This window comes from Hymenobacter qilianensis, assembly GCF_014489555.1.
Taxonomy (GTDB): Bacteria; Bacteroidota; Bacteroidia; order Cytophagales; family Hymenobacteraceae; genus Hymenobacter; species Hymenobacter qilianensis.
Genome location: NZ_CP060784.1, coordinates 642,544 through 665,029, shown reverse-complemented (window position 1 = coordinate 665,029; position 22,486 = coordinate 642,544). Strand labels below are relative to the sequence as shown.

General features: G+C 54.7%; 17 protein-coding genes and 2 pseudogenes. 7 read left to right on the top strand and 12 right to left on the bottom strand.

Features of this window, described 5'->3' with window-relative positions; translation table 11 throughout:
- Window positions 1–8: 8 nt before the first annotated feature.
- From H9L05_RS03035 to pbpC, 4 genes are all read right to left on the bottom strand, one after another.
- Window positions 9–473 (bottom strand): YybH family protein, encoded by a 465-nt coding sequence (locus H9L05_RS03035; RefSeq protein ID WP_187732979.1) that lies wholly within the window; start codon window positions 471–473, stop codon window positions 9–11.
- 89 nt (window positions 474–562) lie between these two features.
- Window positions 563–1,120 carry a YMGG-like glycine zipper-containing protein gene (locus H9L05_RS03030; protein ID WP_187732978.1) on the bottom strand — a complete coding sequence of 186 codons (558 nt, stop codon included), beginning with the start codon at window positions 1,118–1,120 and terminating at the stop codon, window positions 563–565.
- A gap of 255 nt (window positions 1,121–1,375) precedes the next feature.
- The gene (locus H9L05_RS03025) at window positions 1,376–1,609 is read right to left on the bottom strand and encodes a hypothetical protein (protein WP_187732977.1); all 234 of its coding nucleotides are present in this window, start codon (window positions 1,607–1,609) and stop codon (window positions 1,376–1,378) included.
- On the bottom strand, window positions 1,555–3,801 hold the full coding sequence (gene pbpC / locus H9L05_RS03020; protein ID WP_223284698.1) for a penicillin-binding protein 1C: 2,247 nt from the start codon (window positions 3,799–3,801) through the stop codon (window positions 1,555–1,557). Before pbpC ends, H9L05_RS03025 begins: the two co-directional genes overlap by 55 nt.
- Window positions 3,802–4,618: 817 nt before the next feature.
- On the opposite strand from pbpC, the gene H9L05_RS03015 reads away from it, so the two are divergent.
- Complete coding sequence (locus H9L05_RS03015; protein WP_187732975.1) at window positions 4,619–7,351, top strand: S8/S53 family peptidase; 2,733 nt, start codon at window positions 4,619–4,621, stop codon at window positions 7,349–7,351.
- Between the two features lie 101 nt (window positions 7,352–7,452).
- Here the strand turns inward: H9L05_RS03015 and H9L05_RS03010 are convergent, their stop codons facing one another.
- The 6 genes from H9L05_RS03010 to H9L05_RS02985 form a co-directional block, all read right to left on the bottom strand.
- The gene (locus H9L05_RS03010) at window positions 7,453–8,217 is read right to left on the bottom strand and encodes a protease inhibitor I42 family protein (protein WP_187732974.1); all 765 of its coding nucleotides are present in this window, start codon (window positions 8,215–8,217) and stop codon (window positions 7,453–7,455) included.
- A 160-nt stretch (window positions 8,218–8,377) separates the two neighbouring features.
- Window positions 8,378–8,674, bottom strand: a complete 297-nt coding sequence (locus H9L05_RS03005; protein ID WP_187732973.1) for a hypothetical protein — start codon at window positions 8,672–8,674, stop codon at window positions 8,378–8,380.
- A gap of 365 nt (window positions 8,675–9,039) precedes the next feature.
- Window positions 9,040–12,660, bottom strand: a complete 3,621-nt coding sequence (locus H9L05_RS03000; protein WP_187732972.1) for an alpha-2-macroglobulin family protein — start codon at window positions 12,658–12,660, stop codon at window positions 9,040–9,042.
- Window positions 12,657–13,643 (bottom strand): MG2 domain-containing protein, encoded by a 987-nt coding sequence (locus H9L05_RS02995; protein WP_187732971.1) that lies wholly within the window; start codon window positions 13,641–13,643, stop codon window positions 12,657–12,659. Before H9L05_RS02995 ends, H9L05_RS03000 begins: the two co-directional genes overlap by 4 nt.
- On the bottom strand, window positions 13,535–14,173 hold the full coding sequence (locus tag H9L05_RS02990) for a hypothetical protein (protein WP_187732970.1): 639 nt from the start codon (window positions 14,171–14,173) through the stop codon (window positions 13,535–13,537). The genes H9L05_RS02995 and H9L05_RS02990 overlap by 109 nt, the downstream gene beginning before the upstream one ends.
- Complete coding sequence (locus tag H9L05_RS02985; RefSeq protein ID WP_187732969.1) at window positions 14,079–14,612, bottom strand: hypothetical protein; 534 nt, start codon at window positions 14,610–14,612, stop codon at window positions 14,079–14,081. The genes H9L05_RS02990 and H9L05_RS02985 overlap by 95 nt, the downstream gene beginning before the upstream one ends.
- Window positions 14,613–14,949: 337 nt before the next feature.
- On the opposite strand from H9L05_RS02985, the pseudogene blaOXA reads away from it, so the two are divergent.
- The 6 genes and pseudogenes from blaOXA (at window position 14,950) to H9L05_RS02955 (ending at window position 20,914) form a co-directional block, all read left to right on the top strand.
- A pseudogene (blaOXA, locus tag H9L05_RS26685) lies at window positions 14,950–15,758 on the top strand (class D beta-lactamase).
- A gap of 157 nt (window positions 15,759–15,915) precedes the next feature.
- Window positions 15,916–16,125, top strand: coding sequence for a LysR family transcriptional regulator (locus H9L05_RS23010; RefSeq protein WP_223284697.1), 210 nt, complete (start codon window positions 15,916–15,918; stop codon window positions 16,123–16,125).
- Window positions 16,101–16,820 carry a LysR substrate-binding domain-containing protein gene (locus H9L05_RS02970; RefSeq protein ID WP_223284696.1) on the top strand — a complete coding sequence of 240 codons (720 nt, stop codon included), beginning with the start codon at window positions 16,101–16,103 and terminating at the stop codon, window positions 16,818–16,820. The genes H9L05_RS23010 and H9L05_RS02970 overlap by 25 nt, the downstream gene beginning before the upstream one ends.
- A gap of 72 nt (window positions 16,821–16,892) precedes the next feature.
- The gene (locus tag H9L05_RS02965) at window positions 16,893–18,092 is read left to right on the top strand and encodes a threonine synthase (RefSeq protein WP_187732966.1); all 1,200 of its coding nucleotides are present in this window, start codon (window positions 16,893–16,895) and stop codon (window positions 18,090–18,092) included.
- Between the two features lie 299 nt (window positions 18,093–18,391).
- Window positions 18,392–19,252 carry a M28 family peptidase gene (locus H9L05_RS02960; protein WP_187732965.1) on the top strand — a complete coding sequence of 287 codons (861 nt, stop codon included), beginning with the start codon at window positions 18,392–18,394 and terminating at the stop codon, window positions 19,250–19,252.
- Between the two features lie 250 nt (window positions 19,253–19,502).
- Window positions 19,503–20,914, top strand: a pseudogene (locus H9L05_RS02955) (ammonium transporter).
- Between the two features lie 4 nt (window positions 20,915–20,918).
- On the opposite strand, the gene H9L05_RS02950 reads toward H9L05_RS02955, so the two are convergent.
- Together H9L05_RS02950 and H9L05_RS02945 are read right to left on the bottom strand one after the other, a co-directional pair.
- Window positions 20,919–21,716: a ZIP family metal transporter gene (locus H9L05_RS02950; protein ID WP_187732964.1), complete on the bottom strand. Its 798-nt coding sequence runs from the start codon at window positions 21,714–21,716 to the stop codon at window positions 20,919–20,921.
- A gap of 325 nt (window positions 21,717–22,041) precedes the next feature.
- Window positions 22,042–22,317 (bottom strand): DUF167 domain-containing protein, encoded by a 276-nt coding sequence (locus H9L05_RS02945; RefSeq protein ID WP_187732963.1) that lies wholly within the window; start codon window positions 22,315–22,317, stop codon window positions 22,042–22,044.
- Window positions 22,318–22,486: the final 169 nt, after the last annotated feature.

Genomic DNA, 22,486 nt, shown 5'->3' with positions numbered 1-22,486 from the left:
AATCTACATTATTTCACGCGCACCGGCAAGCCTTCGAGTTGGGCGTAGCTGAGTTTCCAGCTGCCTTTCGGGTTCTTTTTCCAGAGCAGGATGAAGTTGCCTTCGCCCTCACCCATGGGGGCGCCCGGCGTTGTTGGCTCCACATCTACGGAGTACGTGCCGGCTTCGTAAGCTGTTTGCGCGTCGGTGCCGGAGCTTACTACGTTGGTGCGCAGGTTAGAAATGGTGCCCATGGTTTCGCGCACCCAACGGTTAGAAACTTCTGATTTACCCTGAAAGTGGGCTTCTCCTTGCAGAAAATGCACATCATCGGCGAAGAGCGTATCTAGCTGAATGGCATTTTTGCTGTTCCAGGCACTGATAAACTGCTGATTCAGCGTCTGCGCATTTACGGCCGAGTCTTTCTCGTCGGTTTTGGTGCAAGAAGCCGTCAGAAGTACGGTAGCGGACAAAATCCAAAGCAAGGATTTCATAAAAAGGGGAGTGTTAGTGTGAGGACTGTACAAAAATTCGCCGGCTCCGGCACAAGGCAAGAGTCGGCGAAAGTAGAAAAATTCGGTGGTTACCAGCTCTTTCTGCGCACTTCCGAAGAAGGATACGGCGTGTTACGCTCGCCATACGACTCGTTGGGCAGGTAAGCAGCGTTGGAAGCAGTAGGAGCACCGTCGGTGCCAACAAGCATCATCGGAGCGGTAGCGGCAAAGCCATTGGCCATCATTGGGTATTGCTGGGCCTGAGGCTTGGGAGCAGTAGCTACAGCAGCTTTCTTTTCAGCAGCATCTACGCGGCGGGCCAGGGCAGCACGCTCGGCGCGTTCGGCCGCAGCCCGGTTGGCGGCAGCACGGTTAGCAGCGGCTACGCGGGCGGCTTCTTTGCGTTTGTTGTCGGTGCGCTTACCAATGGCATAGCCCACGCCAGCGCCGGCCACTCCACCTACCACACCACCCACGGGGCGGTTGCGCTTATGAATAATAGCGCCAGCAGCGGCACCACCTACACCACCAATTACGGCACCCTTGGCCTGCGGGCTCCAGGGCTTTTTCTCCTGAGCCTGAACCGTGCTACCGAAGGTCACCGTGATCAGCAGAATCAGCGTCGATATATAACTGAGCTTTTTCATGACGAATGTTTTAAGTTGGGAATCTTATACAAATTCTTAGCAGGTAAATACAAGCACCGTGCCACAACAACTCAACCGTTGATGATGCTCTTAACGGAGTAGAGTGCAATAAGGATTATCCGATTTAAGACGAAAGTCAGATAAAGTGGGGCAATTCGCTCTAAATCAGGGAATAATTCCTCTCTTTTATGCCCTTCCAAAGTGCTGTTTTTGTGAGCAATAGACGGCGCAGAAAACAGCACAAATACCGTTGCTCTACAGCTCCGTTACCGTGATTTGAATATCCGTATTGCGGCCGTGGTCGTCGGCGCAGGATATTTTTAGCGGCCCGGCCGACGGGCGAAAAAAGACACGCTCCGTAGCTGGCGCGGCTCGCAAAAACTCGTCATTCACGTACCAATACACCTGCCGAACTTCGCTGTCGGTCGTGCAGCTCAGTAATAGCTGCTGCCCTTCTCCCCGGTTGAGCACATAGTCAGTGCCCGCCAAGGGTGAAATGATGCTGGGGGCCATTTCGGGCCCGCCGCGCACAAGCTGGCAAGCGGGGTTGTGTGGCGGCAGTCGTCGGTAGGGCAAGCCTTGAGTTTCGCGGAAAGCAGCCACGCCGGGGGGCAAATTTGGGTACAGCTCGCGCCGAAAACCGGCTGCCGGGGCACAGGCCCGGCAATACACACTCGCGCCATCGGCCGCCAGCAGCACCTCGCGCTGGTGCTGGCAGCGCTGCCCCGACGACACGCCCGGCAGGAAATAATCGATGAGCTGATTGGGGCAATGCTCACCCGGCGGGCGGCCGCTCTCAGCGCACACCAACCGGAAATCCAAGCTGCTGGGGGCAAAAACCAGTTGTTAGGTGAGTTGTAGGCCAGCGCATTAAACAAGTCGAATAGGAGGGGAGTGGCCACCTCCGAGCCCGTCAGGGCCGGTGCCCCGTGCCCGCTGAAGTTGCCCACCCACACCCCAGTGGTGTATTCCCGGTTGTAGCCGATGCTCCAGGCGTCGCGGCGGCCGTAGCTGGTGCCCGTCTTCCAGGCAATCTTGGGCAGGCGCCGGCTGGTTTCGTAGCCCACCGGCAAATCAGGGCGCGTAAGCTGAGCGAGAATGTCGGTGGTGAGATAGGCCGCCGACTCGGAAAACAAAGAAATTTGCCCCCCAGGTGTGACCTCACTCCCTAGCCCCCTCGCCGAAGGGAGAGGGTGAACTAGTTCTAGCTTTTTAGATCTGACTACATTTTCTAGAATTCTAGTTTTTAAAGCTGGTTCCCCCTCTCCCTTCGGCGAGGGGGCTAGGGGGTAAGGCCAATTGTTGAGGTCGTGTGAAGTAGTCCACGCCAGCGCCTGATACCGGCCGCCGTTTGCCAGCGTCACATACAGATTCGTCAGTTCCTCGAGCGTTGCCCCGCAGCCGCCCAGAATCGTGCTCAGGCCCAAATGCGGCGCATCGCGGGCCACGCGGCGAAAGCCAGCCTGGGTAAGCTTATCCGTGAAGGCAGGCACGCCTAGCTCAGCCAGTACGCTTACCGCCGGAATATTAAGCGAAAAAGCCAAGGCTCGCTCCACGGTTACCTCCCCGTGGCAGCGCTTATCGAAGTTCTCGGGGCGGTAGCCGCGGAAGTTGGTGGGTACATCAGGTAACAACTGTTTGGGCGTAAGCAGCCCTTGGTCCATGGCCAGCGCATACAAAAAAGGCTTAAGCGTGCTACCCGGCGAGCGAACGGCCAGCACCCCATCGTTCTGTCCTTGATTGTTGATGTCGCCGAAGTCAGCCGAGCCCACGTAGGCTTCCACGGCGCGGGTGCGGTTATTCACGACCAGCACTGCCGCATTCGTAATGCCCAAGGCGTGTAAGCGGCGCACATAATTGCGCGTCAAATCTTCGGCTTTGGCTTGCTTGCTGCGCTGCAACGTGGAACTGATGCTGGCTTGACCCGCAAACTGCCGCACCAGTCGTCGCGCCAGGTGGGGCGCCAAAGCAGGCGCCGCGTGACGCTGCACATCCAGCGGCTCCAGTAATGCGTCGGCAATAGCTTGTTTGGAAAACAGATTTTGCCCCCCAAAGCGCCGCAGCCACCTATTTCGCTCCTTCAGAATAGCGGCGTTGTGCTTGCCCAAAACCAAACCCGTAGGCCGGTTTGGGATGATTGCCAACGTCACCGTCTGGGCCAGCGACAGGTAATCCGGGGGCTGCTGAAAGTACAGGAGCGCCGCCGATTTCACGCCCTCTACGTTGCCACCGTAGGGTATCAGGTTCAGGTATAGCTGCAGGATTTCATCCTTACTGTAATGTGCCTCCAGCTGCACCGCACGCATTATTTCCAGCAGTTTGTTCGCTACCGTGCGCTCCTTGGGCTCCAGCAGGCGCGCCACCTGCATCGTGATGGTGCTGGCTCCCGTCGTGCGGCCTTGCGTGAAAGCATTACGCGTTGCGGCTTTGACAATGGCCAGCGGATTGACGCCAAAGTGGTAATAGAAGTAACGGTCTTCCTTTTCAATAATGGCGGTGCGCAACACGGGGGTTATCTCTCGCAATTCGGTCTTCATCCGCCACTTCTGCGTGGGGTTGAGGTAGGCGTGCAGCACCGAGCCATCAGCCGCCAGCACGATAGGCGAGTATTGGGGGGCAAAAGGTAGCGGAAACAGACGGTCGAGGCCCAGTAATATCAATGACCCGACCAGCAATGTCATTCCCAATCGTGCTTTGTGCTGCCGAGTCATAATCAAATATAACCGTGCACAGGCTTCTAAACCAGCGTGCAGAGTTCACTGGTGGAAGAAGAATGATGGCCGCGCTGGCGACACTTTTTGCTTCTGATATAAGCTCAGGCTATTATATATTAATAAAATCATATGTCACAAATTAGCCTAATCTTTTCCGAAAAGAGCGCAAAAAAGTTGCATTTCTTCAAATCCAATCCATGGGTATGCATCGTAGGTAAAAGCTCGGAAGAATTTAGAAAAGCTTACCAATTCATTTTCTGAGGGTATTTCAGTTTGGTAATTAAACTGCAGAGTAAAAATGCTTTTAATGATGTGTGTCACAAAAGGACTTTAGTCTTCCTTTTTACACCAGTGTCCGGTAAATAATATTGTAACGATTACAAAAGGTAGTACAAGCGATAGTGCGTTTAAATGCTTGTTCAACAATTAATTGCAGCGTTTAATAGTCGAGCTTAGCTGTGTAATAGCTAATAATTAATTCAAAAGTGCCTCGATAATGCATGCGATTTTGATGTAAAAGGGCGGCTTTTACGCTGAACTCTTGTAAAGGTTTTGCAAAGAGAAAAAAGATTTAAAATAATATAAATCGTTCTCCACGCGAATAAATTAAATGCAGGAAATCCATTTAAGAATCGCTGCACGTATATATAGATGATCAAGTGTTGCTGATTACTTTAAAGGGTTTTGTAATTGTTTTAATGGTTTTTCTAGCAGGCGTTTATCCTGCATAGTTGCTCAGTTTTCTTTCTTCTTTCCCACTCTCCATCTATTCCAAAACCTCTACATGAAAGGCAAGTTTCTCACAACCCTTCTGCTGGTTGGCCTGTCGGTCACCACGTCTTTTGGGCAGGCCACCGTTGATCCGGAGCTACGGGCCGCCCTCAAGACCAACCCTCTTGCACAAGTAATAGTCACCTTCAAGGGCGACGGAGCCCCGCAGCCTACGCAGCTGAGCTTACTCCAGCAATTAGGCATTACCAAGGGCATTTCCTTCCGGGCCTTGCCAATAGCTGGTGTATTGGCAACTGCCTCTCAAGTAGATGCGTTGGCAAGCAACCCCCAAGTGCGGTCGCTCTACATCAACAAGAAGCTCGACTACTACAATTTTGACGACACCAACCTGACTGGCGTAAAGCGCCTGCGCACGGACAAGGAGACAACTGCCCGCAACGGTGGCCTGCCCGTATCCGGAAAAGGTGTTGGTGTTCTCATTAACGATAGTGGTGTTGATGGTACTCATGACGACATCAAGCTAGGTACGCACCTAGTACAGAACGTCTTAGGTTCTACCAACCTGAACGCTCAGGATGCGATGCTGCCCGTTACTTATTTGGAAAACGTGCCGAACACTGATACCAACTCTGGTCACGGCACGCACTGCGCCGGTACTGTGGGGGGCAATGGTGCCAAGTCGGGGGGCAAATATGAGGGTGTAGCGCCCGGCGCTAACTTATTGGGCTACGGCTCGGGTGGTGCGCTGCTCGTGCTGGACGCCATTGGTGGTTTCGACTACGCTCTTACCCACCAGGCCCAATACAACATCCGCGTTATCAGCAACTCTTTCGGTACCAGTGGCGACTTCAATCCTGATCAGCCGATAAACGTGGTTACCAAGAAGTGCTACGACCGCGGCATGGTAGTGGTATTTGCCGCCGGTAACGAAGGCCCTAGCGCCGATACGCACAACCCCTACGCCATTGCTCCCTGGACTATCTCGGTAGGCGCCGGTGACCGCAACGGCCTGATAGCTGACTTTTCGTCCCGTGGTGTACGCGGTGAGCAAGGTACTTTCACTGTTGATGGTGAAACCTGGACTTTTAAGAATGAGCCTTCTATTGTAGCTCCTGGTGTAGATGTGGTTTCTACTCGTGCTGTTGCTCCGGTATCTTCCTTAGGTACACAGCAGGACATTGAAGTACTGCCTGCCGGTCAGGTTCCTTTCTACACCCACATGAGTGGTACGTCGATGGCAACGCCTCACGTAGCAGGTATTGTGGCTCTTTTGCTCGAAGCTAAGCCTTCTCTCTCGCCAGCTCAGGTAAAGGAAATATTGATGAAAACTGCTACCAACATGCCCGGCCATGAGTCGTGGGAAGTGGGTGCTGGCTACGTAAATGCCTTTGCCGCCGTCGATCAGGCTTTACGTTCTTCCAACTTTGGCTCGACGGTGAATGCTACTCGTCGCTTCAACAGCAGCGTAAACGCACAAACCACTACGGTGCCGTTTACCATCAACTTCAACCCTATTCTGACCACGGGTAATTCGCTTACTTTCCCCGTAAACCCTGGTACTAACAGCGTAGAGGTAAAGATTTCTTCCAGAGGTATTCTCGGTGAGACTGGTAACCTGACAAACCTAGTGTTGATTGATCCGAACGGCGTACGCTATACCTCTGGCACGCCTGTTACGTTCACGCTTACTACCGACCGGGGCGTAGCTGTAGCTTCTCCCATCGCCGGCACTTGGACTGTGGCCGTTGAAGGTTTGCGCGGTATAGCTTTTCCCGAAACCGTTACAGGCAATATCTCGCTGCTAACGCCAAGCGGCACCACAAACCTTGCTGACATCGTTGGTCACCCAGCCGAAGCTGCTATCAAAATGGCTGTGACCAGTCGCCTCGTAGATGGTTTGGCCACTGGTTTCCAGCCCAATGCTAATCTAACCCGCATTCAGCTAGCCGACTATCTGTTGATGGGCCAAGGCATTCGTCAGTATTTGCCCACCAGCGGTGCCCGTACTTTCTCTGATGTAACAACTGCCAACGACATTCTGCTGACCGAAGCTGTAGCTGCCAAGGGCGCCGCCCAGCGCGACCGTTTCCACCAGTTTAACGGCGTAATGCGGCCTACCGCAGCGGGTACTTTCTCGCCTGCTGGCACCGTTAGCCGTGCCGAGCTAGCTTATTCGCTCGTGCAGGGCCTAGGCTTCCAGCAGTTTGCGCTGGAGCGCAACGGTAAGCCAGTAACAGTGCAGGTAAATGGTAAGACCGTTGCCATCGACGACGCTTCCAAGATTCCAGCCGGCCTGGAGGGCTACGTAAGCGTTGCCCTGGAGCTGAACCTGATCAACGCTTACTACACAGTAAAGCAGGGTCCATTCGACTTGCAGCCCACTATTCAGGCTACGTTCAAGCCCGCCCAAACCGTAACCCGCGCTGATTTCGCTGTAATTGTGAGCCGTACGTTCCCACAATACAACGCTCAGACGCAGCCAACCGCTGCGGCTAGCACTAGCGCTGCCACTGCAACCAAGGGCGCAGTAGCCCAGGAAACGGTAGCTTATCCGAACCCTTTCTCTGGTACTACTACTATCAACTACTACGTGGCCGAAGAAGGCCCTGTAAGTGTAGAAGTGTTCAGCTCGATGGGTCACAAAGTGCAGACGCTGGTTTCGGGCTCGGAAGCAGCTGGCAACCACCAGGTGAAATTCGACGCTGGGAACCTGTCGCGCGGTACTTACCTCTACAAGGTGAAAACTGGTGCAAACGTTACGACCAAGCGCTTGGTAGTGCAGTAAGACTGCTTCATTGAACTACATTAAAAAAGGAAGCCTGCTCCACGGAGCAGGCTTCCTTTTTTTGCTTTTGGCGAATGAGGTGCTGAATTCAGAATGCGCACTTATCGAGGTGGCTCGGGCACTTCTACCTCTAGTTCAAAATCGCGCTTGGGCGGGGCTTGGTTGTCGGTGGCGTTGCGGTACAAAAAACGCAGCGTGGTTTTGCCAGGGTTCAGCGCTTGAAACTGAAACGTTATGTCTTCCGGATTATCGGCTTTGCGCTTTCTTGATTTCTTCTGCGGCTGTTCGGGCTGGGCTGTTACAAGCTGAATGACGTTGTCGGCGATGGGCATTACTTCCCACTTGTATTGGGCGCCGGCGGTGTTATCTAGCCTGATCTGGAGCTGGTCGCCTTTGTTCACTTTCACCCGGCTGTGGTTACCATATTCGCTGATGTTCACGTTTTTGGCCACTCCCGGCTGGTCGATGGTGACATAAGCGTGAAAAAAGCCTCCCAGCGGCGAATATCCAGTGCCGGGCAGCGCCGACACCAAAGCCAAATCGAGGCCACCCGCCCCAACGGCTTGAAAGTGAATCTCAAAAGTAGCAGGTGCTCCCGGCACGCCGCTACTCACCCCAGGCAGATTGTGTGTAGTCGTAACGGATAATTGGCCGGGATAATTCTGGACCAGCCGCCACCCGAAGCGCGGTGAAACCGTGGGCAAGCGCACTATCAACTGGTCGCCGACAGTGAGTTGCACTTGCTTGCCGTTGTCGGCCGCCGTGAGCGTGACGATATCAGCGCGCGAAGGAGTGGAGGACAGGAAAATGGTAAGTATGAAGAGCGCTAGCAGCGCGTAGCGCGGAAAGGAAGGATGCGGTTTCATAAGCGGTGTATAACATAAGGTTATATGTAACAACACAGCCGGCGCTTAGAAAGTCGCCGGCTGTGCCTGGGTGATGGTGTATATGTTTTGAGGGTTGGAAAGGCTTCGAAGGAGCTTGAGAGAGGCAAGTGTGTAGACTACAGAAGTCAGAATCTTTTATCTATATAGAGTTTTCTTCCTTCAATTGCTCTTGCTCCCAGCGACTAGGATTAGTGGCAATGTAATGACGAATCTTTTCGAGCTCGTTTTCATTGCGAATTACTCGATCGTGAAACCCAGCTTGCCACTTAAAGTCAAGATTCTTACTTCGAGCCCATGAACTCACGCCTGCTTTGAAGCCGCGCAATACGGCTGCCAAGTTCTCTCGTTGTGGGCCAAACTTGTTCTGATACGATAAACCAGAAGTAGCTTCGGAGAGCTTATCAAAGATCAATATCCCATGTATGTGATCAGGCATAAGGATGAACGCGTCGAGCTGAGCAAAAGCAAAGCGTAGCGGAATAGCCTGCCAACAATTCAAAACAACATTAGCGAGATCAGTGAACCGCAAATAAGCTTAGTCCCACTTATTGTCTGGCACTACAATGTCCCCAAAAGATCGGGCCCGATTGTGCGTGCAAATCGTAAAGAAGTAAGCCCCGTTTTGCCCATAATCATATCCTGCCCAACGGGCTGACTGCACCCGGTATTTATCTTTAAATAAGCCCGGCTCCATGAGGTGTAGAGACACATATTTGTGTCTCCTGATTGCTGATGTTGTTTATAAATTGTGTGGTGCCGCTCGTTCAATCGGGAGACACAAATATGTGTCTCTACACGCAATTACCGCACCTTTACCACACCGGCGCCGTGGTAGCTGTGATACTCCGCATTGTACATCGCGTCGGCGCTTACGGGGCCTAGGCGGAACGTGCCTTTGGAGACAGCGCGGGCTACGTAGTAGAAGGACTTGGGCTTGTCGGTGGCGGTGGTGAAGAGGTTGATGCGGTCGTCGCGGAGGTCGAGGTAGTCGGGTTGGGCGGCGTCGGTGGCCCAGGTGATGTCGCGGATGGCGCCAATGCGCGGGTTCTCGATTTCCAGGCCGGCGGGCAGCAGGTCGGTGATGGCTACGTTGGGGATGTCGCCGGCGGCTTCGGGTGCTTGCAGGGTTATCTTGACGATTACCAGATCATTTTGGCGGAAGGTGTTGCCAATGGGTTGGCCGGCGCGGTTCAGGTACTGGCGGCGCACGCGCAGGTAGGCGTCCTCCTCCTGAATTTGCCCCCCAGGACTGATGCCTTCCGTTTCCCAGAAGTAATAGAGGCTGCCGGTGCCGCTGGTGCGCAGGCTGAGCGCGCGGTTGGCTACGTTGTTTACGGTGAGGTCTTTGGCTAAGAATTCGCCGAGCTTTTTGCCTTCGGCTAGCAACGTAGCCGTGGCGGTACTGCGGGCGTTTTGGCGAGCTATTTTGCCTAAAGCCAACAAACCAAAAGCTCGTTCTTGGGTGCTGAGCCAGCCGGCTTGTTTCATCTGGCGGCTGAGCTGGCGAGCCTGGGGGGCAATTTGGGGGTTGTTGGGGTCGGCGGCGAGCAGGGCGTTGAGGGTGAGGGCCTGGTCGCGGAGAGGGGAGGAGAAGCTGCCGTCGAAGTAGCGGCGGGCGGCGGTTTCAGTGCCGAGGCGGGTGGGCAGCACGGCCTGGAAGCTGCGCTGGTCGCCGTTTAGGGCGTAGGTGGCGGCTAGGAGCACGCGCGAATCTTGGGAGAGGAGCTGGCGGTTGGCTTTGTAGTAATTCAGGGCTACGGCATCTTGGCGGCCGGCCAGGGCCAGCACGTAGAGCGAGTAGGTGATTTCCTTTTTGGCGATGGTTTTGAGGTGAATCGCGTTTTTGGCGTCGAGGTAGTTGTAGGGCTCGGTTTCGCGCTTGCGGAGGCGGAATTGCAGGTAGGCGAGGGTTTTGTCGAGTACGGCTTTATTTACCTGGAAGCCGGCTTGCTGGGCTTCGAGCAGGAAATGAGCGGCGTAGGCGGTGGCCCACCAGTTGTCGTAGTCGCCGCCGGGCCAGTAGCTGAGCGAGCCGTTGTAGAGCTGCTGGGCCTCCACCTTGCGGATGGCTTCCTGCACGTGGTAGTTCGGATTGTAGCCCGCGGCTTTGGCTTGCTGACCTTTTTGCTGGCTTAAAGTAGCGGCCAAATCGCCGTAGTAGAGCTGCGGAAACGCCGCCGACACGATTTGCTCCAGGCAGCCGTAGGGGTATTGCAGCAGGTAGCGCAGGTCCTTGGCAAACTCCGTCATCGGCGAGCGACTGACCACCAACTGGCTCCGCATGGAAGCCGTCAGGAAGTCGGTTTTCAGGTTCAGATTCTGAATTTGCCCCCCAGCCACTACCCCGGAACCCGTGCGCTTCTGCAGCGGCGACGCGGAGCGAATGAGGAGTTCTGTATACTCACTGTATATTTTGTGATGATACCCGGGTGGAAGCTTCTCCGATTGCACTTCAAATGCTACTCCTACTTTACTATTCCCAATTTCTGGTTTCGCTATAAGACGAAAGACAACTCTTCTTTCACTATTAACCGGAAGGGTAATGATTGCATCAGTATAGAAAACATTGCCGGGACCAACACCTTTTTCAATCCCTGTGCTTTTTGTAACCGCTATTGGACCTTCACAGCGAATTAGCATTTGTCCAGTTATAGTTTTCTCCGTCGTATTCGTCAGCGTCACCGGCACGTCAATCGTGTCGCCGGGGCTTAAGAAACGGGGGAGGCTGGTGCTGATGACCACCGGGTCGGCGACGCGCATGGTGTGCTCGGCGGCCCCGAACGCTTCGCCTTTGTAGGCCACGGCCATCACGCGCAGGGCGCCCGAGAATTGCGGCACGCGCACCCGGTAGCGCACTTTGCCCTGGGCGTCGGCGCGGAGAATGCCGCTCCATTTGGCTACCAGCTGCACCCGGCGCGAGGGCACGGGCGTGGTGCGGCGGCCGAGGTCGTAGCCGTCGCCGCCTGTGCTGGAATTGCCCCCCAGCTCGGGCAGCAGGAAGGGGTACACGTCGTAGGCCTGCACTTCCAGGGCGCGCTTCTGGTAGAAGTGGCCGTAGGGGTCGGGCGTGCGATAGTCTTTCATCTGCAAAATGCCCTCATCCACTACGGCCAGGGTCACGGCGGCGCGGGGCGCGGTGGTCACCTCAATGGTTTGGAAGGTTTGCGAACGACTCTGCTGTGGGGCTTTTATGGCCACGGCGAGCTTGGTGCCGGGCTTTTCGACGGACAGCGGCACGAAGCCCCGCGCCACCGTGAGCGGCAACCGATTATCGGTGATGGCCCGAATGGCAGTGGCCGTCACGTACACGTTGGGCACGTGGCCGGCGCTAATCGGAATGCGCACGCGGGCCGATTTCTGGTCGGTGTTGACGTAGAAATGGTTCAGCACCTTGTCGCGCTCCACGGTCACGAGCACGCGGCCGGGGAAGGGCGTTTTGAGCAGTAGGCTGGCCGTTTCGCCGGGCTGGTACTTGGCTTTATCGGCCTCAATCGTGACTTCGCCCTCGTTGTTTACCTCGAAGGAATTGCTTTGGGTGTCGCCGAAACCGTAAGCGTAAAAGCGTTGAGACACGTAAGTAACTGCACCAGGACGTGACACGCGTACTTCGTATTCACCAGAATAAACTGGCGTGAAGTCTAAGCGTGTACCGGCTTCGCCACGACCTGTAGCCGAATTGGTTATTTGCTTGATTGAGCTAGACATTAGCTGCTCTTTTTTCTGAGAAACATATGTATAGCGGCCTCCCTGCCTTTCTATAACTGTTTCCCAAAGCAGCCGGACAATCTTGACCTCTGCTTGTGCCGGAGCAAGCTCAAGTACATCCTGCGCTTTAACAGACAACACATGTATAGCAACGGGTTGGCGTGTACTCACCAGTTCCGGCAGCTTCTTAATACCAAATAAGACTGCTTGGGTTCTTACCTCAAAGGTGGCTAAGCGATTAACCGGTCGGCCACTCTCATCAAATACGGTAGCAAAAGCGGTACCTTCCAGATTACCTAAATCGGTGTAATCAGATACATTGTAAGTAGCGATTCCTTTACCGTTACTATCAGTTGTGCCCTCGCGTACAGTTTTTTCAAACCGATCTGATAGACTCGAATCATCTTCACTCGAAGCGTTACGCTGCGTGTTCTTGCCTGAATTAACAGCAAAGGAAAAATCAGGAAATCTGCCGCTTGAATAAACTTTTTGTTTCAGCGAAAACTCCACCTCGAACTTACGATCAGCGGCCGGCGGGCCGAACAAGTTGAGCGCCGTAATCTGGGCCTCCACCGACTGGCCGGGCTTGGCCACGGCGGGCGTGGCCTGCACGGTTACTTTCAGGCGGTCGGGAATAAACTCCTCCACGCTGATCTGGCGGGAGGTGAGCAGTACGTCGTTGCCGGTGAGCACTTCCAGCGTGTACAGGCCCGTCATGATGGCGGGGGCAAAATGAAGCGCGACTCAAACGCCCCATCGGCCGACAGCTTCTGGCGCAAGCTCGCGTACTCCTTGCCCGTGGGCAGCAGCAGGCGCAGCTTCACCGGCAGATTCGCGGGCGGTGCCTGCCAGGCTTCGGTGCGCACAATGGTGTTGGTGCGCACCGTGTCGCCGGGACGGTAAAGGTCCCGGTCGCCATAGAGGAAGGCCTGGTAGCGGGCGGCGTTGCTTTGCAGGCCGCCCACGTCAAAGCGTGAAGTCTCAACCCGACTTTGGGGCAAGTTCAGAAAGGTAAAATCGGCGTCTTTCTGGGCCGTAATCAAGCTCAATCGAAACCGCGACGTAGCCGCCGTGCTGTCAAACACTGCCACGCCGTCGCCGTTGGTCGTGCTGGAGGTAATTACCTGATTATTGCTGCTCACAAAGCGCACCGAAACGCCCCCCAGCGGCCCCGCCGACCGGATGGAATTGGCGAAAACCAGCGTGCGCCCCTTCAAACCCTGCTTCACAATCAGCCCAATATCCGACACGGCCACCAGCTTGCTCACTTGTAGCCATTGCCGCTCGGTATCCTGCACCCGCACCACGTACAGCCCCTTCAGCGGCCCCGAAAACTCTAGGTCTTTGAGGCTCAGGTTCAACAGTCGCAAACCACCCTCCTTAGGCAAACCAGCCACTGTATAAGTGCGCTCAGTAAGCACATTGCCGAGCGTTTCGGTGTCGTAATAGCGGTAGGAGCGGTCTAAGTACTCGCCTTCCTCACCTTCGCCGCCCTCGCTGTAATCTTCTTCCCCGCCGCCGTAGCCGTACTGCCTGCCGCTGCGCAAAAGCTGCTGGATATTGTTGGCGTAAACCTTGGCAATACTCACCTTCACTTTCTCCACCTCCGACACCCGCAACCCCAGATTGCGCGCCCCCAAGGCATTGAGGTACATAGCCTTGTCGCCGTGGGCAAACGCCAGACTGGGCCGCTCATCCACAAACGAAACCGACTGCGAAAACGCCTCCTCCAACTGTCCGCCCAGAGACCCCGAATACCGGTACCAAGCCCCAGGTGGTAGGTTTTATCCACGTCAAAGTTGCCTTTCAGCTTAAACCCACTTTCCAGCGCCTCCACCGAGTAGGTCGCCGCTGGCTGCACCGTCAGCAGGCGCTCCACCTCGCTCGCCACCACCGGCTGACTGGTCAGCACCGTAATCACCGGCTCGCCCTCCACCAGCGCGCCCGTCGCTTCGTGCACCAGCAGTGTCTCTTGGCTAGGCACGGCGGCCTGCGCTATCAGCGGTTTTTGGGTGGGTTGGTCGCTGCCCACGGCCCGCAAGCCCGGCGCTACTTCCAGCTGGAGCGGGTTGCCCGGTCGCAGGCTCTGCGTCAGGGTCACACTCACGGTGCTGTCGGGCTCGGTGGCAGCGATGTCAAAGGCCACCTGCTGCCCATCCTGGCTCACTTTCAGTAAGCTCTGAACTTCGCTGGGCCGCACCAAGTAGTTGAAGCGGAGCGTCGTACGCACTTCCGCCGTGCCCGCAGCCCGCCGACTTTGGCCCCAATACGCTTGCGCCTCCCGCAGTTGCAGGTAGGGCGTATGAAACCGCGTCCTGTCGAGGGCTGGGGGCTTTTTTGCTGACTGGGGGTAAATACTGCGGTTGCAGCGTGGCCGTAAACGCCGTAGTCGGCCGAAACGGCTCCAGGGGCGAAAACGTTAGTTCCCGCTCGCCGGTCCACTTGAACTTGCCCCGCACGGCCGGCTCGAAGCGCACATACTGAGTCGTGTCCCAACGGTTGAGCTGGTCTTCCGCCGCCACCGCCGCATCCAGCTGAAACACTAGGTTTTGGTAGGGGCTAATTTCTTCACCGTCAGCTGTATCGTTGTCCGCAGCCGGCTTAGAACAAGCACACAGCAAAGCCAGCAGCACCAGCAGCGGCAGGCGAGAAATGGTTAGGGACAACATGGCTAGGGAGGCGCTTGAAAGGACCCGGGAAGGTATAGAGAAAACGCGATTCTTAGAACGAGATTTAGGGACTGATATTAACTGATATCAATAGTGTTAGCTACATGAGCCTGTCTTTCTTCTCGCTTGTCATCCTGAGGCACGAAGGACCTTCTCCCCGCAGCACGAGCCGTTGTTGCACTTGTCGTTCATAAGTGAGAAGGTCCTTCGTGCCTCAGGATGACAGAGGGGGAGAGGGGAATGTGAGAGGCGAATTGAAATCCTGAAATGCCTTGTAACTAGGCTCTATTGCGGGCGAAACATTAAACTTGCCTGCTCCATACTTCCCTTGCTCCTCATGCGTCTGCCGCTTCTCTCGCTGCTTCTAGTTTTAAGTTCTTTCGTCGCGTCGGCCCAGCGCATCACGGAGCGCAACTTTCAGAAGTATTTCGATGAATACGGATTGCAAGGCTCATTTCTGCTGCTCGATGCCGAGGCCAAGCAATACACGGCCTACAACCTGAAGCGCTGCCGCCAAGGCTTTCTGCCCGCTTCTACCTTTAAAATTCCCAACACGCTTATCGGTCTGGAAACCGGCGCCGTGCGCGATACCAGCGAAATATTCCGCTGGGATGGCGTGACCAGAACCATTTCAGCAGCCTGGAACCAAGATATGACCTTGGCCACGGCCCTGCGTGTGTCGTGCGTGCCGTGCTATCAGCAGCTGGCCCGCCGCATCGGGCGGAGCGCTACAACCAATGGCTGCCGAAGCTGCAGTACGGGCGCATGGTAGTGACACCGGCCACGGTGGACATGTTCTGGCTGGAAGGCCCCTCGCGCATCACGCAGTTTGAGGAAATCGATTTTCTACAACGCTTGGAGCGCAACCAGTTACCAGTGGCACGGCAGCATCAGGAAACGGTGAAGGCACTGCTGGTGCTGAGCCGGGGCAAAGGTTGGACATTGCGCGGCAAAACCGGCTGGACTTCCACCAAAGACTACAACAACGGCTGGTTTGTGGGTTGGCTGGAACAAAACGGCAAGCCGTACTTTTTTGCTTTAAATGTGGAGCCCAAAAACAACGGTCCAGCGATGGAAACATTCATCAAAGGCCGCCGCGCGCTCACGGAAAAGCTGTTGCACCAAGAGTTTAAGCTGATGCAGTAAATCGTAATGGGCAGTAGAGAGGCAAGATTTTGCGTCTCGTCGTTGAACGGTTAGAATCGTGGCACCGGCATAGCATTAGCAACTACAAGACGCAAAATCCTGCCTCTCTACGGCGAACAAACACCAAAATTTGCCCCTAGATACTCGTTATACTCTTATGCTTTCCCACAAGCACGAAATCTTTCTGGAAGTGGCCCGACTGCTGAGCTTCACCAAAGCCAGCCAGACCTTGTTCATCAGCCAGTCGGCCATCAGCAAGCAGATAAAGGCGCTGGAAGAATACTACAAAACCGGCCTCTTCGAGCGCCTCGGCAATAGCGTGGTACTGACGCCGGGGGTAAATTGCTGTATAAAAAGCTGCTCGTAGCCAAGCAACTGCAACATGAGCTGCACCAGGAGTTTGTAAAAATCAGCGAGGACTTTTCGCCCCGCATTCAGATGATGATTGGGGCCAGCACCACCATTTCGCTTTACGTTTTGCCCCCCGTTCTCTCAGCATATCTAGAGCAGAACCCAAATACCCAGCTCACGCTCAAAAACCGCAACAGCGAGAATATTCTGAAGGCGCTGCTGGAGCACGAAATCGATTTGGGCGTTATTGAGGGAATTAATAAAGTCAGCAACGTCACTTACACTCCCTTTCTCACCGATGAGGTAATTGCAGTGTGCTCGGCTAAGAACCCGCTGAAGCAACAGCAGCTGAGCGCCCAGGATTTGTACAGCATTCCATTGGCTTTGCGCGAGTCGGGTTCGGGTACGCTGGCGGTGCTGGAGGAAGCGCTGGCACAAAAGCATGTGAAGCTAAGCGAGCTACCAGTGAAAGTGCGGTTGGGTGGTACAGAAGCACTTAAGAACTTTGTACGAGTGGATACCTGCCTAGCTTTTTTACCCCGGCAGGCAGTTGGAAAGGAGTTGATCTCGGGAGAACTAGTGCAGGTTCAAATCCCGGATTTGCCTATGGTACGCCACTTCAATTTCATTCAGCGCAAGGGCACCGAAAATAATCTACCTTACAAAAACTTCGTTCAGTTCACAAAACGCTATTATTCCAAAACGGAATAGGCTATTCCTAAACTGTATTTTGTTATCGCATGGCAACTGGCATACTTGCCGGGGTATTTCACCCACCCCACCATGTCAGTTAGCACTGAATCCACCACCCACCTCCAAGCGCTGGAATGCTCGGCCTGCGGCCTGCAGCACTCCGCTTTTAAGCTCCAGAAAGTATCGACGTGCTGCGCCATGCCCTTGGTCGCCACCTACGATCTGCACCAGCCAATCCCCAAAAGCAGCATCAACCAGATAGACGGTAGCATGTGGCGCTACCAAGCTCTACTGCCGCTGCTCGATGAGGCCAATAAAGTAACGCTGGGTGAAGGTTTTACGCTCATGCTCAACCTGTCTAGCCTAGCCAATCGGTACGGGCTGCGGTCATTGGTGCTCAAGGATGAAGGGCAAAACCCCACTGGCTCCTTCAAAGCGCGCGGCCTGAGCATGGCCATTTCCAAAGCCTTAGAACTTGGTGTGAGCGGCTGCATCATCCCAACTGCTGGTAATGCTGGCGTAGCCATGGCTGCCTATTGCGCCAAGGCTGGATTAAAAGCCGTAGTCGCTATGCCCCGCCACACCCCAAACGCTTTTAAAGAAGAGTGTTATTGGTACGGCGCCGAAGTACAGCTAATCGATGGCCTTATCAACGACTGCGCCGCCTGGGTACGCGAGAAAAACGCCAACGGCGAGCTGCTGGACGTGTCCACCCTCAAGGAGCCCTACCGCTTAGAAGGCAAGAAAACCATGGGCTACGAAATTGCTGAGCAGCTTAACTGGCAGCTGCCCGACGTGATTCTGTATCCTGCTGGCGGCGGCACTGGCCTCATCGGCATATGGAAAGCACTACGCGAAATGCAAGCCATCGGTTGGTTGCCGCTGGGGGTCAAATTGCCACGCATGATAGCCGTGCAGGCCGAAAACTGCTGCCCGCTGCTGGAAACGTACTTGGGTCGGCAGGCCAACTCCCATAGCTATAATGGAAAGCCCACCATTGCCAACGGCCTTGCCGTGCCGCGCCCTCTGGGTGAGCAGCTTATGCTGCGTGTGCTGCAAGAGTCAGGTGGTACGGTAGTCAGTATCTCTGATGAAGAGATGATAGAAGGTATGCGTGAGCTAAGCCGCCACGAAGGCTTATTTGTAGCGCCCGAAGGTGGAGCTATATGGATGGCGGCTCGTCGGCTGCTTCAAGAAGGCTCCATTAGCCCCAACGAACAGATTTTGCTCCTGAATACTGGCTCCGGCCAGAAGTACATGGATAATGTAGCCGGCCGGTTCAACAATTAGAAACCAGTCATAGAGCGAGTATGAGCTTCATCTCACGTACGAATGTTGCCCATATAAGCATTTAGGTTTCCTAAAACCTTTGTCATCCGGAGGCACGAAGGACCTTCTCCCGTTAGCATAAGTCATTGCTGCGTGAGAAGGTCCTTTGTGCCTCCGGATGACAAATAGAGTAGAAGGGCTATGCTGTTGGTTTAGGCTCAGCATAGCCGTCTGTATGCAATCGGGGCAAAACCGCTTACGGCTGACCTTCATATGGTGGCAGTTAATCGTACAAAACGATGAGCCATACAGCCACCGCTATGCCAGCCAACCCAACCCGCCTCTACGCCGACGTCGAGTTCCTGACGTCCATTCAGCCGGCTCGCAACTACCTCAATATCGCGTCGTTGAACAAAGCGGCCGATTATATCAAAGCTGAGTTTGAAAAGCTGGGTATTCGGGTAGAAGAGCAGCCGTTTCGCGCCGACGGCCGCGACTATCGCAACATCATCGCCTCATTTGGGCCTCCCGATGCCGAACGTATTATTCTGGGGGCTCATTACGATGTGTGCGGCGAGCAGCCCGGCGCCGACGACAATGCCAGCGCGGTAGCCGGCCTACTCGAAACGGCCCGCTTGCTGCACGAGCAACAGCCCGTGCTGAAGCGCCGCCTCGATCTGGTGGCCTATCCGAACGAGGAGCCGCCCTATTTCGCTACCGACTTCATGGGAAGTGCCATTCACGCTTACTTGCTTCATCGGCAAAAAGTGCGCGTGCACGCCATGATTTGCTACGAGATGATTGGCTACTTCAGTGATGAGCCGGGTTCGCAGCACTTCCCCGATGACAGCTTAGCCAAACTTTATCCCAATACGGGCAATTTCATCACAGTAGTGGGCAAAACAGGGCAGGAAGAGCTAACCCAACGCATGCAAACCCTTATGCGCAAGCACACTGATCTGGATGTGCAGCGCATCAATTTGCCCCCCAGCCTAGGTCTGGCCGGCCTTTCGGACCACCGCAACTACTGGGCGTACGACTATCAGGCAGTGATGATCAATGATACCTCCTTCCTGCGCAATCCCCACTACCATCAGCCCACCGATACTATTGATACGCTCGACTTTCAGCGAATGGCGGAGGTGGTAAACGGCGTCTGGGGAGCAATTTTGGAGTTGTAACGGATCAGGCTACTTCTTAAGAAGTAACAGCGGCGTATCTACCTATTGGGGTGGGTACGCCGCTTTATTTTCTAATTACTTATAAATGGAGAATTTCGAATTCATGCCTATTATTTTAAGGTGTATGGATCAAAATTTATCATCTTATCCTCTAAATGGCATTCAATTTTAGGGTGGTTTTTCGGAAAATATAATATTTGAATTTATATTGCCATTGAAAGTGATAGTGTACTAGTTCTGTAGTTGTTTTATGGCTTCATCTTCTCTCCCTCGTTCAACCTACAGTGTGGTTGCTATGCTCGGGCTATTGCTCTTGAGCGGAATAGCAGCTTTTGTTCCGACCACTCACCCTAGCGCTGCGCCTGGCAGTCTGCAAGCAGCTGATGTGGCTTGGATGCTCACGGCTACCGCCTTTGTGCTCATCATGACGCCCGGCTTGTCCTTTTTCTATGGCGGCATGGTGCGGCCCAAAAACGTAATTTCCACCATGCTGCAAAGCTTTGTGGCCTTGGGCGTGATTTCACTGTTGTGGTATTTTGTGGGCTTCTCGCTGGCTTATGGCACTAGCTGGCACGGCTTCATTGGCAATCCTCTGACCTATGCGTTACTAAATAATGTGGGTACGGCGCCGCATCCGGTGTTGTCGCCGGGCATCCCATTTGTGTTGTTTTTCGCCTTCCAGCTCAAGTTCGCCATTATCACTCCGGCCCTGATTACCGGATCCTTCGCTGAACGCGTGCGCTTTAAAGGCTATCTGGCGTTCATGGTGCTGTTTTGCTTGTTCATTTATTGCCCCCTGGCCCACTGGACGTGGCACCCTGAGGGGTTTTTGCGCCAATGGGGCGTGCTGGACTTTGCAGGCGGAACGGTAGTGCACATCTCGGCTGGCATCGCGGCGTTGGCCGGAGCTATGGTGCTGGGTCGCCGGACCGGCCACGTGCGCAACACGTCCTTCTCAACGCCTAATGTGCCTTACGTGCTGCTCGGCACGGGCTTATTGTGGTTTGGCTGGTTCGGTTTCAACGCGGGCTCAGCGCTTGGTGCCAATGAGTTGGCCGCAGTGGCTTTTGTAAACACCAATCTCGCTTCTGCTGCTGCGCTCGTTGCCTGGCTGCTGATCGAGGTGGTGCGTGGTACCAAGCCGACGGCCGTAGGTGCCTGCATAGGTGCGGTAGTGGGCCTCGTCGCCATTACGCCCGCCGCGGGCTATGTGCAGTACGGACAGAGCATCCTGATCGGGGTGGTAGCGGCGCTGGTAAGCCATGCCGCCGTGCACTGGCAAAACAGCCGCACCACCATCGATGACACGCTCGATGTGTTTCCGTGCCACGGTCTGGGGGCATTGTGGGCATGCTGCTCACTGGCGTATTCGCCGATAAGGTGGGCCTGATTCATGGTACCGCCACTGTATTTGGCTACCACGTGCTGGGCCTGCTGATTGTGGTAGTATATTCCTTCGTTGGCTCCTGGCTGCTACTCAAGCTGACAGCCAAGCTCTTCGGCTTGCGCGTGAAGCCTGCCGAAGAACAGCTCGGCCTCGACCTGAGCCAGCATGAAGAGTCGACTTACCATGTGGATGAAGAGTTTGAGCAGACCTATCAGAGCCAGCGACCTGATAACGGTAAACTCTCCCACCGTATGTCTGATAGCTTGGTTAGCTAGAAAGCTATTCGACCATTTTGCTGAGAAAGAAGGAAGCCAGAAAGCCGAGCACCGTAATCAGGCCCGTAAAATTGTGCGCCACCGCGAAGGCTTCCGGAATCATGGTATCGGCGAGCATAGCCAAAATGGCCCCCGCCGCTATAGCTGTAGTGGCCGATACTACCTGGGGTGAGAAATTGCTGAACACCGTGTAGCCGAGCAGTGAAGCCACGCCCGAAACGAGAGCAATGCTGCCCCAGAGCAGCAACACATAGCGCGCCGAGCGCCCGGCCTTTTTCATGCCCGCAGCACTCGACAAGCCCTCGGGTAGATTGGACATGAAAATAGCTACTACTGCTACCGTACTCACGGCCCCACCAGCTAAGAGGCTCAACCCTATAACAATACTCTCGGGGATACCGTCGAGTAAGGCGCCTATGGCCATGGCCATGCTGTTATCATCGCCGGGCTCGCTGTTTTCTGTTTTCCCGGCTTTCACAGCCTTGCGTTCGACGTGCTGGTGATGACCGGAGCGTTTTCGGTGCTTTGCACCATGGCGGGCAAGCAGCCAGTTTGCCAGGGTAAAAATGAGTGCTCCGCTAACAAAACCAATAGCAGTAGCATTGAAACCGCCTTTTTCGAAGGCTTCTTCCATCAGCTCCAGCGAAAGCGTTGATATGAGCACCCCACTGCCGAAGGCCATAATTGCCGCAATGAGGCGCTGGGGTACATGCGCGTAGTAGCCGATAGCTGCCCCGAGCAGTAGCGCCGACCCCGACACTAAGCCCCAGAAGCCAGCCATTGCCCAAGTAGGGAAGGTCATAGAAATGGAAAGTAGAATTGTTCGGAAAGCCTTGGTTTGAAAGCGGGTAAAACTGCTGGAACTGTACGGAAGTCGACAGCTATACGATGTGAAGCCGAGTTTTATGTCTAAAATTATTATAAATTTATATTAACATAATTACAGGTAAGCAGTAGACTTGCTTTAAGATTTATAAAACCTAAGAGTGGTTTTTGCTGCATAGCTAAATGCAGCCTTTTCGAATCTGACGCTCACGGTCCTCGATTGTTCGAGGGGAACACTACGCGAAGAAGAAAAGTACTCTTCATTCCATTAGAAACTGCAGTAAAGTCTTCTGGGGGCTTTTTTAGGCCCGATACCGCGCCAGCACCTGCTGGCATTCCTGCTCGCTCAGGCCGTCTAGCCTGACCTTTTTGAACGGCGCCGTATGGCCCGTTATGATGGTGACGCTGGATTTTGATACCCCAAACACTTCCGCCAGAAACGCAACCAACTCAGCATTTGCCTGGCCAGCATGAGCCGGCGCTTTGAGCCGCACCATGAGGCCGCCATCGGCCGCTACCTGCACCTGATTGAGGCGACCGTTGGGCTTGGCTTTGAGATGAAGAATAGCGAACGACATAGCTGCAAAAGGCCGACAAATGGTGCGTGAAGATACGGGCTGCACCACCCATCCCAGCGCTGCTACCTGCCCCCATCCTATACCTATTGCTAGTGCTATGCCCCGGCTTCTGGGGGCTTTTTTGAGTTATCCACCACGTCTCCTTATTCCATCGTCGCCATGAAAGCGC